This is a genomic window from Roseateles sp. GW821-FHT09B06, from assembly GCF_059418245.1.
In genome coordinates this window covers 33,231-48,443 of sequence record NZ_JBWKPM010000035.1, presented here as the reverse complement: position 1 = coordinate 48,443, position 15,213 = coordinate 33,231, and the positions used below count along the sequence as shown (strand labels likewise).

At 68.0% G+C, this 15,213-nt stretch carries 16 protein-coding genes; 14 read left to right on the top strand and 2 right to left on the bottom strand.

Features of this window, described 5'->3' with window-relative positions:
• The 8 genes from AC07OQ_RS21855 to fliR all read left to right on the top strand — a co-directional run.
• On the top strand, positions 1-733 hold a 733-nt coding region (locus tag AC07OQ_RS21855), incomplete at its 5' end, for a flagellar hook-length control protein FliK (protein ID WP_495055245.1).
• 139 nt (positions 734-872) lie between these two features.
• Positions 873-1,445: a flagellar basal body-associated FliL family protein gene (locus AC07OQ_RS21850; RefSeq protein WP_495055244.1), complete on the top strand. Its 573-nt coding sequence runs from the start codon at positions 873-875 to the stop codon at positions 1,443-1,445.
• Positions 1,442-2,446: a flagellar motor switch protein FliM gene (fliM, locus tag AC07OQ_RS21845; RefSeq protein ID WP_495055243.1), complete on the top strand. Its 1,005-nt coding sequence runs from the start codon at positions 1,442-1,444 to the stop codon at positions 2,444-2,446. Before AC07OQ_RS21850 ends, fliM begins: the two co-directional genes overlap by 4 nt.
• Positions 2,436-2,867, top strand: coding sequence for a flagellar motor switch protein FliN (gene fliN / locus AC07OQ_RS21840; RefSeq protein WP_495055242.1), 432 nt, complete (start codon positions 2,436-2,438; stop codon positions 2,865-2,867). The genes fliM and fliN overlap by 11 nt, the downstream gene beginning before the upstream one ends.
• Before the next feature lie 176 nt (positions 2,868-3,043).
• Positions 3,044-3,400 (top strand): FliO/MopB family protein, encoded by a 357-nt coding sequence (locus tag AC07OQ_RS21835; protein ID WP_495055241.1) that lies wholly within the window; start codon positions 3,044-3,046, stop codon positions 3,398-3,400.
• Between the two features lie 22 nt (positions 3,401-3,422).
• A complete protein-coding gene (gene fliP / locus AC07OQ_RS21830; RefSeq protein ID WP_495055247.1) occupies positions 3,423-4,169 on the top strand; it encodes a flagellar type III secretion system pore protein FliP in 747 nt (248 codons plus the stop codon).
• A gap of 28 nt (positions 4,170-4,197) precedes the next feature.
• Positions 4,198-4,467, top strand: a complete 270-nt coding sequence (gene fliQ, locus AC07OQ_RS21825) for a flagellar biosynthesis protein FliQ (RefSeq protein WP_495055240.1) — start codon at positions 4,198-4,200, stop codon at positions 4,465-4,467.
• 181 nt (positions 4,468-4,648) lie between these two features.
• Complete coding sequence (gene fliR, locus AC07OQ_RS21820) at positions 4,649-5,413, top strand: flagellar biosynthetic protein FliR (RefSeq protein WP_495055239.1); 765 nt, start codon at positions 4,649-4,651, stop codon at positions 5,411-5,413.
• A gap of 28 nt (positions 5,414-5,441) precedes the next feature.
• Here fliR and AC07OQ_RS21815 read toward each other — a convergent pair whose 3' ends face one another.
• Complete coding sequence (locus tag AC07OQ_RS21815; RefSeq protein ID WP_495055246.1) at positions 5,442-6,083, bottom strand: response regulator; 642 nt, start codon at positions 6,081-6,083, stop codon at positions 5,442-5,444.
• Positions 6,083-7,225 carry a hybrid sensor histidine kinase/response regulator gene (locus AC07OQ_RS21810; RefSeq protein ID WP_495055238.1) on the bottom strand — a complete coding sequence of 381 codons (1,143 nt, stop codon included), beginning with the start codon at positions 7,223-7,225 and terminating at the stop codon, positions 6,083-6,085. Before AC07OQ_RS21810 ends, AC07OQ_RS21815 begins: the two co-directional genes overlap by 1 nt.
• Positions 7,226-7,532: 307 nt before the next feature.
• On the opposite strand from AC07OQ_RS21810, the gene AC07OQ_RS21805 reads away from it, so the two are divergent.
• The 6 genes from AC07OQ_RS21805 to AC07OQ_RS21780 all read left to right on the top strand — a co-directional run bounded on the left by AC07OQ_RS21805 (position 7,533) and on the right by AC07OQ_RS21780 (position 15,090).
• Positions 7,533-7,952 (top strand): hypothetical protein, encoded by a 420-nt coding sequence (locus AC07OQ_RS21805; protein WP_495055237.1) that lies wholly within the window; start codon positions 7,533-7,535, stop codon positions 7,950-7,952.
• A 49-nt stretch (positions 7,953-8,001) separates the two neighbouring features.
• A complete protein-coding gene (locus AC07OQ_RS21800) occupies positions 8,002-8,364 on the top strand; it encodes a response regulator (protein ID WP_285231347.1) in 363 nt (120 codons plus the stop codon).
• A gap of 20 nt (positions 8,365-8,384) precedes the next feature.
• Entirely contained in the window at positions 8,385-10,496 is a 2,112-nt protein-coding gene (locus tag AC07OQ_RS21795; protein ID WP_495055236.1) for a chemotaxis protein CheA, read from the top strand.
• A 27-nt stretch (positions 10,497-10,523) separates the two neighbouring features.
• The gene (locus AC07OQ_RS21790; RefSeq protein WP_495055235.1) at positions 10,524-12,287 is read left to right on the top strand and encodes a methyl-accepting chemotaxis protein; all 1,764 of its coding nucleotides are present in this window, start codon (positions 10,524-10,526) and stop codon (positions 12,285-12,287) included.
• A gap of 65 nt (positions 12,288-12,352) precedes the next feature.
• The gene (locus AC07OQ_RS21785) at positions 12,353-12,889 is read left to right on the top strand and encodes a chemotaxis protein CheW (protein WP_495055234.1); all 537 of its coding nucleotides are present in this window, start codon (positions 12,353-12,355) and stop codon (positions 12,887-12,889) included.
• Between the two features lie 71 nt (positions 12,890-12,960).
• Positions 12,961-15,090, top strand: coding sequence for a methyl-accepting chemotaxis protein (locus AC07OQ_RS21780; RefSeq protein ID WP_495055233.1), 2,130 nt, complete (start codon positions 12,961-12,963; stop codon positions 15,088-15,090).
• The last annotated feature ends 123 nt before the right edge of the window (positions 15,091-15,213 follow it).

Here is a 15,213-nt window from a genome sequence, read left to right as displayed (position 1 = left end):
CGGCAAGACCGCGGCCGCCCAGGGCCGCGCCCGGCCGGACGCCGGCGCGCAGCCCGCCACCCAGTCCTTGCAACAGTCTTTGCCGCAAGCCCTGCAACGGGCCGGCACCGAGCCGGCGACGGGCGCCAGCCCCGACGCGGCAGCCCCGACGCCGGCCGCCGCCGGCTTTGCCGCCCGGCTCGAACAGGCCATGGCGGCCCCGGCCGGCCAGCCGCTGCCGGGCGCCGAGGCCCTGCAGGCGGCAGCGCAGCATGAACGCCCGGCCGAGGCCACGCCGGCGCGCCTGGAGCTGGCCCAGCCGCTCTACGACCAGGGCTTCGCGCCCGAGATGGCGGCCCGCGTCAGCCTGCTGGCGGCCGACGGCGTGCAGCAGGCCGAGCTGCACCTGAACCCGTCCGAGATGGGCCCGGTGCAGGTGCAGATCGTGGTGGACGGCCAGCAGGCCCAGGTCTCCTTCCACAGCGACCAGGCCGAGACCCGCGCCGTGCTGGAGCGCAGCCTGCCCGAGCTGGCCAGCGCCCTGCGCGACAGCGGCCTGACGCTCAGCGGCGGCGGCGTGTTCCAGCAGGCCCAGGACCAGGGGCGCCCGGCCGCCGGGTCCGCGCCCGACGATTCCTCGCGTGGGGGCGCCGCGCGCGGCGCGACCCGCGAAGACGCCACCGAATCGCTGTCGAGCGCCGCCGCCCCGCGCCCCCAGCCGCGCACGCGCGGGGTGGTGGACCTTTACGCCTGAGGATTGCGCCCGATGAACTTGCCGGCTTATCGGCGGCTTTTCGAGGCTTGAAGCGGGCTGGAATTCCCAATAATGGGCAGCAATGGCGGGTGAGGCGCATGCGCGCATCCCGACCGCCCCCTGGACAAGGAGTTCTTTTATGGCAACAGCGGCCGCACCGAATGCGGCCCCCGCGGGTGGGGGCAAGAAGAAGCTCGTCATCATCCTGGTCGTCGCCCTGCTGCTGGTGCTGGGCGGTGGCGCCGCGCTGTTGCTGCTGAAGAAGAAGCCGGTGGACGAGGACGGCGACGACAGCCATGCCGAGGCCCCGGCCGCCCATGCCGCGCCCAAGCCCGGCACGCCGCCGGTGTTCGTGCCGCTGGACCCCTTCACGGTCAATCTGGCCGACAAGGAAGTGGACCGCTTCGCCCAGGTGGGCGTCACCCTGGAAGTGGCGGACGCCAAGGTCGCCGAGCAGATCAAGGCCTATATGCCGGCGATCCGCAGCAATGTGCTGATGGCGCTGTCCTACAAGACCTCGGCCGAGCTGCTGAGCCGCGAGGGCAAGGAAAAGCTGGCGCGCGAGATCATGCGCGAGTCGGTGCGCCCAATGGGCATCGAGCTCGACAACGAGGACGAGGCCGCCGACGGCGCGCCGAAGAAGAAGAAGAAGAATCGCAATATCGCCAGTCCGGTCACCAACGTGCTGTTCTCCAGCTTCATCGTGCAATGAACCAGCAGATTCTTTCGCAAGACGAGGTCGATGCCCTGCTCCAAGGCATCACCGGCGAGAGCCAGAAGCTCGAGGCCGAGGAGGAGCAGGTCGGCGGCATACGCGAGTACAACCTGGCGAGCCAGGAGCGCATCGTGCGTGGGCGCATGCCCACGATGGAGATCATCAACGAGCGCTTCGCCCGCAACATCCGCGTCGGCCTGTTCAACTTCATCCGCAAGAGCCCCGAGGTCGCGATCGGCGGCATCAAGGTGCAGAAGTACTCGGCCTTCCTGCGCGAAATCGTCGTCCCGACCAACTTCAACATCGTCTCGGTCAAGCCGCTGCGCGGCTCCGGGCTGATCGTCTGCGACCCGACCCTCGTGTTCGCGGTGATCGACTCGCTGTTCGGCGGCATCGGCAAGTTCCACGCCCGCATCGAGGGCCGCGACTTCTCGGCCACCGAGCAGCGCGTGATCCTGCGCCTGGTGGAGGTCATCACGACCGAGTACCAGAAGGCCTGGAAGGGCGTCTACCCGCTGGAGCTGGACTACCAGCGCTCGGAGATGCAGCCGCAGTTCGCCACCATCGCCACGCCCAGCGAGATCGTCGTCTCGACCAGCTTCACGCTGGAGATCGGCGAGACCAGCGGCACGGTGTACTTCTGCATCCCCTACTCCACGCTGGAGCCGATCCGCGACGTGCTGTACTCGACCACGGTGGGCGACTCCACCGAGCCGGACCGCCGCTGGGTCAATCTGCTCAAGCACCAGATCCAGGCCGCCGAGGTGGAGCTGGTGGCGGAGCTGGGCGGCGCGCCAGCCACGGTGGAGCAGTTGCTGGCCTTCAAGCCCGGCGACTTCATCGAACTGGACCTGGAGGCCATCATCAAGGCCAAGGTCGACGGCGTGCCGGTGTTCGACTGCCATTACGGCACCTCGAACGGCAAGTACGCGATCAAGATAGACAAAATGCTGACCAGCCCCGACCAGGGCTGGCTGGGAGCCCGCAATGTCACCTGACAGCCAAGACGAACAGGACGCGATGGCGGCCGAATGGGCCGCCGCGCTGGCCGAGGCCAAGCCCGCCGAGGTGGCCCAGGAAGTGCAGGCCGCCGCCGAACAGGTGGCGCCGGCCAGCTTCACCAATTTCGCGCCCACGCCCGGCAATATGCCCGGCAGCGACATCAACATGATCCTGGACATCCCGGTCCAGCTGACCGTGGAACTGGGTCGCACCCGCATCCCGATCAAGAACATCCTGCAGTTGGCCCAGGGCTCCGTGGTCGAGCTCGACGCGCTGGCCGGCGAGCCGATGGACGTGCTGGTCAACGGCTACCTGATCGCACAGGGCGAGGTGGTGGTGGTGAACGACAAGTTCGGCATCCGCCTGACCGACATCGTCACGCCCTCCGAACGGATGCGCCGTCTGTCGAAGGCTTGACCACCCCCTACGCGCTTCGCGCGCCCCCTCAAGGGGGCGGCACCGGCTGCCCGGCAAAGCCGGATCAGCGGTGCCCGCTGGGGAAGTCCAGCACGGTCAAAAGCTTGACCTGAGCCCGATTCCGGCGCTTTCACCGGCGATTGCCAGCGCCCCACCCGGCCCAGAATGACCGGGTCATGAGCAATAACCTCCTGCCCCTTCTCTGGTTCGTCGCCATCCTGGCGCTGATCCCCGCCCTCTTGTGGCTGCTCAAGCGCACGCCGCTGGGCGGTGCCGGCGCCCAGGGCCAGATGCGCACCGTCGCGCTGCTGCAGATCGCACCCAACCAGCGCCTGCTGACCGTCGAGGTCGGCCAGGGCGAAGACCGCCGCTGGCTGGTGCTGGGCGTGACCGCGCAGCAGATCAACACCCTGCATGTGATGCCGCCGCAGCCCGAAGGCGCCTCGGCCGGCCCCGCCGCGCTGCCACCCTTCGCCCAGCTGCTGAGGAACAAGCTGCGCAAGGACGGCGCGGAGGACCAGCGTGCGCCTTGATGTCCTTGTCCGCTCGCGCCGCCTGAGGCAAGGCCTGGCCCTCTCGGTGCTGTCGGCCCTGTCCTTCGGCGCCCTGGCCCAGCAGGCCGGCGCGCCCGCCAGCCTGCCCCTGGTGATCGGCCAGGGCGCCGGTGGCTCCAGCTATTCGGTGCCGATCCAGACCCTGCTGTTCTTCACGGCCCTGGGCTTCCTGCCCGCGGTGCTGCTGATGATGACCGGCTTCACCCGCATCGTCATCGTGCTGTCGCTGATGCGCCAGGCCCTGGGCACCCAGGCCGCGCCGCCGAATCAGGTGATCGTCGGCCTGTCGCTGTTCCTGACCTTCTTCGTGATGAGTCCGACCCTGGACAAGGTCTATGCCGAGGCCTGGCAGCCCTATTCCGCGGGCCAGATCGCCTTCGACGAGGCGCTCAAGCGCGCCGAGACGCCGATGCGCGGCTTCATGCTCAAGCAGACCCGCCAGGCCGACGTGGCGCTGTTCTCGCGCCTGGCCAAGCTGGAGGGCGAGGTCAAGCCGGAGGCCGTGCCCTTTCGCGTGCTGGTGCCGGCCTTCGTGACCAGCGAGCTGAAGAGCGCGTTCCAGATCGCCTTCCTGATCTTCATCCCCTTCCTGGTGATCGACATGATCGTCTCCAGCGTGCTGATGAGTCTGGGCATGATGATGCTGTCGCCGGTGCTGGTGGCCCTGCCCTTCAAGCTGATGCTGTTCGTGCTGGCGGACGGCTGGAACCTGCTGCTGGGATCGCTGGCTGCCAGCTTCGTGCAGTAATAAGCTCAAGAGGAACGGAGAGACGACGATGGATGCCCAACAAGTCTTCACCTTCGGCCAGCAAGGCCTCTACACCCTGCTGCTGGTGGCCGCCCCGGTGCTGCTGGTGGTGCTGGCGGTCGGCGTGATCGTCAGCGTGTTCCAGGCCGCGACCCAGATCAACGAGGCCACGCTGTCCTTCGTGCCCAAGGTGATCGGCGCGGTGCTGGCCCTGGCCGTGGCGGGACCGTGGATGGTCACGACCCTGGTCGAGTACATCCAGCGCACGCTGCAGACGATCCCGCAGGTCGTCGGCTAGAGCATGGCCCACCCCCTACGCGCTTCGCGCGCCAAGGCCAGAGGCCTTGGCCGTCGCCAGGCACAAACAGTCCGCAGGGACTGTTTGTGTCCGGGCTCCGCCCCCTCAAGGGGGCAACGCCAGCGGCCCGGCAGAGCCGGATCCGCGGCGTTCGCTCGGTAGTACATACGTCAGCGTCGGCATGTTCAGCTTCACCGAAACCCAGTTGCTGCAGTGGCTGACGCCGCTGCTGTGGCCGATGATCCGCACGCTGGCGCTGTTCGCCGGCATGCCGATCTTCAGCCAGCGCAATGTGCCGACGCGGGTGCGCGTGGGCCTGGCGCTGTTTATCGCGGTGGCGGCTCAGCCCTCGCTGCCGACCTTTGCCGTCGTGCCGCTGGACTCGCCGCCGCTGCTGCTGCTCCTGCTGGCCCAGAACATGCTGATCGGCCTGTCCATGGGCTTCGCCGTGCGCCTGGTGTTCGCCGCGCTGGAATTCGCCGGCGAGCTGATCGGCCTGCAGATGGGCCTGAACTTCGCCGGCTTCTTCGACCCCGCGACCGGCAGCCAGGGCACCTCCAGCGCGCGCTTCTTCGGCGCGATGGTGGCGTTTCTCTTCATCGCGATCAACGGCCATCTGCTGCTGATCAATGCGCTGGTGCAGAGCTTCCACGCCTTCCCGGTCGGTCAGGAGCCCTTCGCCTTCCTGCGCGTGGCGCAGCCGCAGACCTGGGGTGCCGAGATCTTCCGCATCGGCCTGTGGATCGCGCTGCCGCTGATCACGATGCTGATGTTCGTCAACCTGGTGCTGGGCGTGATCTCGCGCGTGGCGCCGCAGATCGGCGTGTTCTCGGTCGGCTTCCCGTTGACCGTCAGCATCGGCCTCGTCGGCATGCTGGCCACGCTGCCACTGATGCAGACGCCGTTCACTGTCGCGCTAGAACGCTTGCTGGCCGCATTCTCCTGAAACCGCGGCGCGGGCCGCCCCGGCCCGCTCAGCTCTCGACCAAGCCGTTGCGGATCGCGTAGACGGTCAGCTCGGAGTTGTTGGACAGGGCCAGCTTCTCCAGCACCCGGGCACGGTAGACGCTGACGGTCTTGGGGCTCAGGGTCAGCTCCTCGGCGATGTCCGACAGGCGCTTGCCCGAGGCGATCATCACCAGGGTCTGCAGCTCGCGGTCCGAGAGCTTGTGATGCGCCTGCTCGGTGCTCGGGGCGGTCAGGCTTTCCACCAGCATCTGCGCGATCTCGGGCGTCACGTATTTGCGGCCCTGCGCCACCGTGCGCACGGCCGTCACCAGCAGCTGCGGATCGCCGCCCTTGTTCACGTAGCCGAAGGCGCCGGCCTTGAGCGCGCGGATCGCGTACTGGTCCTCCGGATACATCGAGACGATCAGCACCTTGGTGGTGGCGCCCTCGTCCTTCAGCACATGCAGCACGTCCAGGCCGCTGCGGCCGGGCATGTTGATGTCCAGCACCAGCACGTCGCAGGCCTTGTCGGGCTGGCGCATCAGGCTGCGCAGTTCCCCGTAGTCGCCGGCCTCGCCGACGACCTCGATATCGGGCGCATCCGACAGGGTGTCGCGGATGCCGCGCCGGATCAGCGCATGGTCGTCGCAAAGAATCACTCTTATCATCATGCACAGCCCCAGGCCGAGGGATCATGGCTTGCCTCGGCGCCCTCTTCGCCATCGTCCATCTCATCCATGGGCTCGAGCGGCACCGACAGGATCAGGCTGGTACCGCGGCCGCTGCTGCTCAGATCGACCCAACCGCCCACCGTGGCCGCGCGCTCGTGCAGGCCGCGGATGCCGAAGGAGCGCGCCTTGGCCAGGTCGCCCGGCGCAATGCCATTGCCATTGTCGCCGACCTCCAGGGTCAGCACACCCGAATCGACGCTCAGCTCGATGTTCACGCGCGTCGCATTGGCATGCTTGGACACATTGGTCAGCGCCTCCTGCGCGGTGCGGTAGGCCACCAGGGGCACGCCGGCCGGCAACTGGATCTGTTCGTGGCTGGTGCGCATGGTGGTGACGATACCGGTGCGGCGCTCGAAGCGCATGCTCATCCATTGCACCGCCGCCACCAGGCCCTGCTCCAGAATGGCGGGGCGCAGGTTGTGCATGATGCGCTGGCTGGCCTCGATGGCGCTGCTGACCGTCTCCAGCGCCGATTGCACGCGCTGGCGCACCGCCTCGTCCTGCGCATGGCGCGCGATCCAGGCCAGGTCGAACTTGATCGCGGTCAAGGACCCTCCCACATCGTCGTGGATCTCGCGCGCGATCGCGGCGCGCTCCATCTCCACGCTGGTCTGCAGGTGCCCGGCCAGTTCGTGCAGGCGCTGCTTGGACTTGCGCAGCTCGCGGTCGGCCTCGCGGCGGGCGCGCTGGGATTCGACGGCCTCGATCGCATGCAGCAGGGCCGGCGCCAGGCGGTTCAGGTTGTTCTTCAGCAGATAGTCCGAGGCGCCGGTGCGCATCGCCGCCACCGCCGTGTCCTCGCCGATCTCGCCCGAGACCAGGATGAAGGGCAGCAGGCGCTTGCTGTCCTTCAGCATGTCCAGCACCACCAGGCCGGAGAAACCGGGCAGGTTGTAGTCGGACACGATCGCATCCCAGGGCTGGGTCAGGGCGCGCGCCACCTCGGGCAGGGTATCGACCCGCTCCACCTCGATTTCCAGGCCGGCACGGCGCAGCTGCGCCAGTATCAGTTGATGGTCGAGTTCGGAATCTTCGACATGCAGGATGCGCAACCGGCGATCAGCGCTAGAAACAGTCATGGGCTCGGAGTATGCCAAGAATGTGCAACAACTCACGGCGACGCCCGGCGACAGGTTTCACGACTCGTTGCCAAACCTTACAGTCCGGGCTAACCCTTATTCTGTGGCAGGGTTTTATGCCGATGCCCAGAAATAGGCCCGCTTCGGGCCGATTGTCCCGTCGACATGCTTGAAAGAAATGCCGAAGATTCCGATCTCGGCCACCGCCCCGCGAGGCGATGGCCCTGTCGTCAGAACCAGGTGAGGACATAACAAGCGTGGAGCGACGATCTCGATGAACGAACACCCCTCTCCTGACGAGCCGGGCATGCTCCCTCTGCTGGCCGCGGCCGAACTGCAGGATCACCTGATGACGGTGACCAATGACCTGGAACGCCTGCAGCGTCTGCTGGACGATGCGGGCGAGGCCCTGTCGGCGCATTTCTATGCCGCGTCGAGCCAGATCCAAGGCCTGCTGCGCCAGGCCGCCGAGAACGACAAGGACAGCGCCGTGCTGCATGGCGTGATGGAGAACATCGCCGGCGCCATCACCGCGCTGCAGTTCCAGGACATGGCCACCCAGCTGATCGCCCATACCAGCCAGCGCCTGCGCAACTGCTCCGACCAATTGGCGCGCGACACCTTCGGCGACGACGAGGATGGCGCGGCCGTCGTCGAGGTCGCGCCGCTGCGCCCCAACCCCGTGACGCAGGACGAGATGGACGCGGGCTCCATCGAACTGTTCTAAAGAATCCCCAAGATCAACCGATACCAGCTTGTTATCCGGAGAGAGAGCGATGCATTCAATTCTTGCTGTGGACGATTCGGCCTCGATGCGCCAGATGGTGTCCTTCACCCTGAAGAACGCCGGCTTCAACGTGGTGGAGGCCGTCGACGGACAGGATGCCTGGGAGAAATCCGGCACGCGCGACTTCGATCTGGTGCTGACCGATCAGAACATGCCGCGCATGGATGGCATCAGCCTGACCAAGAAGCTGCGCGACAACCCCAAGTTCAAGACCACGCCGATCCTGATCCTGACCACCGAGTCCAGCGACCAGATGAAGCAGGCCGGCCGCGCCGCCGGCGCCACCGGCTGGCTGGTCAAGCCTTTCGATCCGGCCAAGCTGATCGAGGTCATCGGCAAGGTCATCCGCTGAGCCGGTTCAAGGAGCAAGTGATGGGAGAAATGACCTCCGAAGGCGCAAGCCTGAGCGCCGGTATCGATCTGAGCCAGTTCTACCAAGTCTTTTTCGAGGAGGCGGGCGAGAACCTCGACACCATGGAGCAGCTGCTGCTGAACCTGAACGTCGAAGCCGCCGACGACGAAGAACTGAATGCCATCTTCCGCTGCGCCCACTCGATCAAGGGCGGCGCCGCCACCTTCGGCTTCGGCGACGTGGCCGAGCTGACCCACCAGATGGAGACGCTGCTGGACAAGCTGCGCCGCCATGAACTGACGCCCACCGCCGCGATGGTGGACGTGCTGCTGCAGTCGGGCGACGCGCTGCGCGCGCAGTTGGGCCGCCACCAGGGTTCGGGTGCCGACCCGGTGGACACCAGCGAGCTGCTGACGGCCATCCGCGGCCTGGTCGAGGGCAAGGAAGTCGTGGCCAGCGCCGCGCCCAAGCCCGCCGCGGCCCCCACGCCGGCCCCGGCCGCGCCGGCCCCCGCGTTCAAGACCGGCGCGCGCCTGCTGGAACTGCAGGTCGGCCCGCTGAACGATCCGGCCCTGGCCGACAACCTGGTCGATCTATTCAAGGAAATCACCGATCTCGGCACCATCGAGCCGCTGGACGCCGGCCAGGCGGCCGACGGCATGCGCCGCTTCAAGGTGCTGACCAGCAGCTCAGACAACGACCTGCTGGACCTGTTCACCTTCCATGTCGCCCGCGAGCAGGTCAAGCTGCTGCCGCTGGGCCCCGGTTTCGGCTTCCACGAGGGCGCGCCCGGCGCGCCGCCGGTCGAGCCCGAGAGCCAGGATCCGGGCTACGGCTTCTTCGACGACGCCCCCGGCCTGCCGGTGGCCACCAGCACCGAGCTGAAGACGACCCAGGCCGAGGCGCCGAAGCCCGCGGCCGCCAAGCCGGTCGCCAAGGTCGAGGCCAAGCCGGCCGCCGCCGGCATGGACCAGTCCACCCTGCGCGTCTCGGTGGAGAAGGTCGACCAGCTGATCAACCTGGTCGGCGAACTCGTCATCACCCAGGCCATGCTGGCGCAGAACAGCAGCGGCCTGGACCCGGCCCTCTACCAGCAGCTGGCCTCCGGCCTGGCCGACCTGGAACGCAACACGCGGGACCTGCAGGAGTCGGTGATGTCGATCCGCATGATCCCGATGTCGGTGGTGTTCAACCGCTTCCCGCGCATGCTGCGCGACCTGGCCTCCAAGCTGGGCAAGAAGGTCGAGCTGGTCACCCAGGGCGAGGCCACCGAGCTGGACAAGGGCCTGGTCGAGAAGATCACCGACCCGCTGACCCATCTGGTGCGCAACAGCTGCGACCATGGCATCGAGACCCCGGCCGAGCGCGCCGCCAGGGGCAAGCCCGATCACGGCACGATCACCCTGGTCGCGTCGCACCAGGGCGGCTCGATCGTCATCGAGGTGCGTGACGACGGCCGCGGCCTGAACCGCGAGAAGCTGATCAAGAAGGCGCGCGAGAAGGGCATCGACGCGCCCGACTCGATGAGCGACCAGGAGGTCTGGGGCCTGATCTTCGCGCCCGGCTTCTCCACCGCCGACCAGGTCACCGACGTGTCGGGCCGCGGTGTCGGCATGGACGTGGTGAAGAAGAACATCACCTCGCTGGGCGGTACGGTCGAGATCGACTCCGCCGAGGGCTATGGCATGAAGGTCTCGGTGCGCCTGCCGCTGACCCTGGCCATCATGGACGGCATGAGCGTGGGCGTCGGCGAGGAGGTCTACATCCTGCCGCTGGCCTCGGTCGTCGAGTCCTTCCAGGTCCAGCCCGGCACCATCAAGACCATCGCCGGCTCGGGCCGCGTGGTCGAGGTGCGCGACGAATACATGCCGGTCGTGGAATTGGAGCAGGTTTTCAATGTTCCGCGTTTCGACTTCGAGCATGTCAGCTCCATCATGGTGGTGGTGGAAGCCGAAGGGGGCCGCGTCGCGATGCTGGTGGACGAGCTGCTCGGCCAGCAGCAGGTGGTGGTGAAGAACCTGGAAGCCAACTACCGCAAGGTGTCCGACGTGTCGGGCGCCACCATCATGGGCGACGGTCGCGTCGCGCTGATCCTGGACGTGGGCAGCCTGGTGCGCCGCTCCCGCCACTGAACAAAAGATTGAGACAGGGGTAGTGATATGAATATGAGTGCCTTGCTGCGCCGCTTCAGCATCCGCACGCGGATGATCGGTGCCATCGCCATGGTGCTGGCCTTGCTGCTGGCCGTCGGCAGCGTCGGCCTGCTGGGCATGAGCTCGATGCGCGAGCAGACCAAGCAGTTCGCCGAGGGCTCGGTCACCGAGGCCAATCTCGTCACCCGTCTTGTCCACTCGATGGGCGAGATGCGGCGCTACGAGAAGGACATGATCATCAACTACGAGAAGCCCGAGGCCGTCAAGGAACTGCACGGCAAATGGGATGGCACGCGCAAGGCCATTGCCGAGATCGCCAAGCAGATGCGCCATGGCGAGAGCGATGGCGACAAGAGCCAGATGGCCAAGGCCCTGGCCCTGCTGGACGGCTACGCGACGAAGGCCCGGCCGGTGCTGGCCCAGCTGGAGGCCGGCGGCTATGACAACGCCGCGGTGGCCGACAAGCTGCTGACGCGCGCCAAGGACGACGTGGCGGCCGCCGAGAAGCAGATCGATGAACTGCGCGCCGCGCTGGAGGCCGAGGCCGTCAACGCCAAGGAACGCGCCGAGACCACCCAGGGCCGCGTGCTGACCGCCTTCATCGTCGTGCTGGCCCTGGCCGCCGGCGTCGTGGTGCCGCTGACGCTCCTGAACATGCACAGCATCTGCAAGCCGCTGGCCGATGCCGAGGTGCTGGCCGAGGCCATCGCCAAGGGCGACCTGACCACGGTCGCCGCCGCGGTCGAGGGCCGGGACGAGGCCTCGCACCTGATGCGCTCGCTGCAGAACATGCAGTCCTCGCTGCAAAGCCTGGTGGGCCAGCTGCGCACCTCGGCCGACAGCATCCGTACCGCCTCGGTCGAGATCGCCACCGGCAACCAGGACCTGTCCAGCCGCACCGAGCAAACCGCCGGCAATCTGCAGCAGACCGCCTCCTCGATGGTGCAGCTGACCGGCACGGTCAAGCAGACCGCCGACTCGGCCCGCACCGCCAACCAGCTGGCCTCCAGCGCCTTCTCGGCCGCGGCCAAGGGCGGCGAGGTGGTCAGTCAGGTGGTCTCGACGATGGACGAGATCAACACCAGCTCCAAGAAGATCAGCGACATCATCGGCACGATCGACGGCATCGCCTTCCAGACCAATATCCTGGCGCTGAACGCCGCGGTGGAGGCGGCGCGTGCCGGCGAACAGGGCCGCGGCTTCGCGGTGGTGGCCGGCGAGGTGCGCTCGCTGGCGCAGCGCAGCGCCGAGGCCGCGCGCGAGATCAAGACCCTGATCGGCGCCAGCGTCGAAAGAGTCGAGACCGGTGCCCGCCTGGTGCAGGACGCCGGCAGCTCGATGAACGACATCGTCGCCAGCGTGCAGCGCGTCACCGACATCATCGGCGAGATCACCGCTGCGGCCAGCGAGCAGAGCGACGGCATCGGCCAGGTCAACCAGTCGGTCACCCAGCTCGACCAGATGACCCAGCAGAACGCCGCGCTGGTGGAGGAATCCGCTGCCGCCGCCGAAAGCCTGAAGGACCAGGCCGAGCGCCTGGCCCAGGCGGTCGACAAGTTCCGCATCAGCAACGGCAGCACGCTGTCTACCGCCCCGGCTCCGGCCTTCAAGCCGGTCGCCATGGCGCCGAAGCCGGCGGCCGCCAAGCCCACGCCCATCAAGACCGGCACGCCCGCGAAGACGACCGCCAGGCCGGCGACCGCCAAGGCGGCGCCCAAGCCGGCGCCGGTGCTGGCCCAGGCCAACGACGGCGACTGGGAAACGTTCTGATGCCGTCGGGCATTGCAGCGTTGCCAACGTTCAATCGCAGCTCCTTTCCAAGTACGAGGTAAGCCATGGAAACCATCAGCGAAGCCACCCAGTTGGTGCGCCGTGAAACCAACGCCGGTGCTCTGGCTGTCCAGGCCCATGGCCCGGCCAGCGGCGAGTACCTGACCTTCCGTCTCGGCAGCGAGGAATACGGCATCGACATCCTGAAGGTGCAGGAGATCCGCTCCTACGAGCCGCCCACCCGCATCGCCAACGCGCCCGAGTTCATCAAGGGCGTCGTGAACCTGCGCGGCGTGATCGTGCCGATCGTCGACCTGCGCCTGAAGCTGGGCTGCCCGACCGCCGAGTACAACGGCTTCACCGTCGTGATCGTGCTGAACGTGCGCAACCGCGTGGTTGGCGCCGTGGTCGACTCGGTGTCCGACGTGCTGGAACTGAACCGCGATGTGATCCGCCCTGCCCCCGAGCTGAACGCCAGCGCGGTGGACACCAGCTTCATCACCGGCATCGGCGCGGTCGGCGAGCGCATGCTGATCCTGATGGACATCGAGGGCCTGATGAGCAGCGCCGACATGGGCCTGATGGCCGCCGCCGTCGCCTGACGCCTCCCGCATGCCTGCCCGCTTCGGCGGGCTTTTTTTTACCCGTTCGTCAGAAATTCCGAGGATCGCACATGGCAGTTGGCTCCACCTCGATCGCACGTCGCGTCTCGCTGATCGGCGTGATCAGTCTTTCCCTGGTGTTGCTGGGCATCAGCGGCGCGGTCAGCGTGCTGCTGACCCGCGTGGCCCACGAACGCGTACTGAGCTGGGTGGGGGACAAGGCCCAGGCTCTGGTGGACGCGATGGGCGCGATGGACGACACCTCGCGTGCGCTGGTGCAGAAATCCTTCGCGACCTTCCGCGGCGAGTTCGGTCCGGCCTTCACGCTGGACGAGGCCAGCGGCGAACTGCGCGACTGGGGCCCCAAGCTCAACGACAACGTCACCCAGGTCGACAAATTCTCCGGCACCACCGGCGGCGTGGCCACGGTCTTCGCCGCCAAGGGCGATGACTTCGTGCGCATCACCACCTCGCTGAAGAACGAGAAGGGCGAGCGCGCGGTCGGCACCCTGCTGGGCAAGCAGCATCCCGCCTATGCCACGGTCGCGGCCGGGAAGCCCTACACCGGGCGCGCCACGCTGTTCGGCCGCACCTACATGACCTATTACGAGCCGGTCAAGAACGACGCCGGCAAGCAGGTCGGCCTGCTCTTCATCGGTTTCGATCTGGACGCCTTCGAGGCCACGGTCGGCAAGATGGCCGCCGCCTCCAAGTTCTTCGAGTCCGGCGGCATCTACATGCTGGACGTCGGCAAGGACCCGGCCCAGGCCCGCTTCGCCAGCCACCCGACGGCCAAGGGCAAGCGGCTCGCCGAGCTGGCGCCCGAGTTCGCCAAGGATCTGCTGGCGGTCGGCGAGGACGGCTATCTGAGCGACGCGCCCGACCTGCTGGGCAGCGGCCGCGGCGACAACTTCGTGGTCGTGCGCAAGAGCGCGCGCACCGGCCACTTGATCGTGGCCCAGGTTTCGCGCGGCGAGGCCATGGCCTCGCACTGGGCCACCCTGGTGCCCTTCTGGCTGATGCTGGGCGGTGCCACCGTGGCCTTGGGGCTGGGCCTGGCCTGGCTGCTGCGCCACTGGGTGGCCAAGCCGCTGGCCACGCTCAGCGAGGGCGTGCGCGCGATCGCCCAGGGCGACCTGAGCACGCCCATGCAGAGCAGCCGCAACGACGAAATCGGCGCCCTCACCCGCGACGCCGAGGCCATGCGCCAGCGCCTGGCCGACATGATCGGCACCGTGCGCAACTCGGTCGACTCGATCGGCACGGCCAGCGCCGAGATCGCCACCGGCAATCAGGACCTGAGCCAGCGCACCGAGCAGACCGCATCGAACCTGCAGATCGCCGCCTCCTCGATGGAGCAGCTGACCAGCACGGTCAAGCAGACCGCCGACTCGGCCCGCACCGCCAACCAGCTGGTCTCCGGCGCCTCCGCGGCCGCGGCCAAGGGCGGCGCGGTGGTGGGCCAGGTGGTCAGCACCATGGACGAGATCAACACCAGTTCCAAGAAGATCAGCGACATCATCGGCACGATCGACGGCATCGCCTTCCAGACCAATATCCTGGCGCTGAACGCGGCCGTCGAGGCGGCGCGCGCCGGCGAGCAGGGGCGCGGCTTCGCGGTGGTGGCCGGCGAGGTGCGCAGCCTGGCACAGCGCAGCGCCGAGGCGGCCAAGGAGATCAAGGGCCTGATCGGCGCCAGCGTCGAGCGCGTCGAGGCCGGCTCGCGCCTGGTGCAGGAAGCCGGCAGCTCGATGGGCGAGATCGTCGCCAGCGTGCAGCGGGTCTCCGACATCATCGGCGAGATCAGCGCCGCCGCCAGCGAGCAGAGCGACGGTATCGGCCAGGTCAACCAGTCGGTGCTGCAGCTGGACCAGATGACCCAGCAGAACGCCGCGCTGGTGGAGGAGTCCGCCGCCGCCGCCGAAAGCCTGAAGGACCAGGCGCATCGCCTGGTCGATGCCGTGGCGGTGTTCCGCCTGGCCGCGGGCCAGGCCGCGCCCCGCCCCGTCGCGCCCTCCGCCGCGCCCTCCGCCGCGCCCGCCAGCGCACCCGCAGCGCGGCCCGCGCCGCCCAAGCTGCTGGCCCAGAAGGTGCTGGCCAAGGCCGCGCAGGCGGCCCGCCCGCCCGCTGCACCCGCCGCCCCCGCGACCAAGCCCGGCAGCGCTCACGGCGGCAGCGACGGCGATTGGGAGACCTTCTAACTTTCCAAGCAGGGATTCGAACCGGACCGAAGACGGGCCCGCCACGCGCAGGGTCTGCAGCGTCCGCAGCGACAAGGGGAGACCGGGCCGGCAGGCCCGCCTCCCCTTTTCTTTCTAGGAGCC

Coding starts and splice junctions, on each gene's coding strand:
- AC07OQ_RS21850 (WP_495055244.1), top strand. CDS start 873: ATGGCAACAGCGGCCGCACCGAATGCGGCCCCCGCGGGTGGGGGCAAG.
- fliM (WP_495055243.1), top strand. CDS start 1,442: ATGAACCAGCAGATTCTTTCGCAAGACGAGGTCGATGCCCTGCTCCAA.
- fliN (WP_495055242.1), top strand. CDS start 2,436: ATGTCACCTGACAGCCAAGACGAACAGGACGCGATGGCGGCCGAATGG.
- AC07OQ_RS21835 (WP_495055241.1), top strand. CDS start 3,044: ATGAGCAATAACCTCCTGCCCCTTCTCTGGTTCGTCGCCATCCTGGCG.
- fliQ (WP_495055240.1), top strand. CDS start 4,198: ATGGATGCCCAACAAGTCTTCACCTTCGGCCAGCAAGGCCTCTACACC.
- fliR (WP_495055239.1), top strand. CDS start 4,649: ATGTTCAGCTTCACCGAAACCCAGTTGCTGCAGTGGCTGACGCCGCTG.
- AC07OQ_RS21815 (WP_495055246.1), bottom strand. CDS start 6,083: ATGATAAGAGTGATTCTTTGCGACGACCATGCGCTGATCCGGCGCGGC.
- AC07OQ_RS21810 (WP_495055238.1), bottom strand. CDS start 7,225: ATGACTGTTTCTAGCGCTGATCGCCGGTTGCGCATCCTGCATGTCGAA.
- AC07OQ_RS21805 (WP_495055237.1), top strand. CDS start 7,533: ATGCTCCCTCTGCTGGCCGCGGCCGAACTGCAGGATCACCTGATGACG.
- AC07OQ_RS21800 (WP_285231347.1), top strand. CDS start 8,002: ATGCATTCAATTCTTGCTGTGGACGATTCGGCCTCGATGCGCCAGATG.
- AC07OQ_RS21795 (WP_495055236.1), top strand. CDS start 8,385: ATGGGAGAAATGACCTCCGAAGGCGCAAGCCTGAGCGCCGGTATCGAT.
- AC07OQ_RS21790 (WP_495055235.1), top strand. CDS start 10,524: ATGAATATGAGTGCCTTGCTGCGCCGCTTCAGCATCCGCACGCGGATG.
- AC07OQ_RS21785 (WP_495055234.1), top strand. CDS start 12,353: ATGGAAACCATCAGCGAAGCCACCCAGTTGGTGCGCCGTGAAACCAAC.
- AC07OQ_RS21780 (WP_495055233.1), top strand. CDS start 12,961: ATGGCAGTTGGCTCCACCTCGATCGCACGTCGCGTCTCGCTGATCGGC.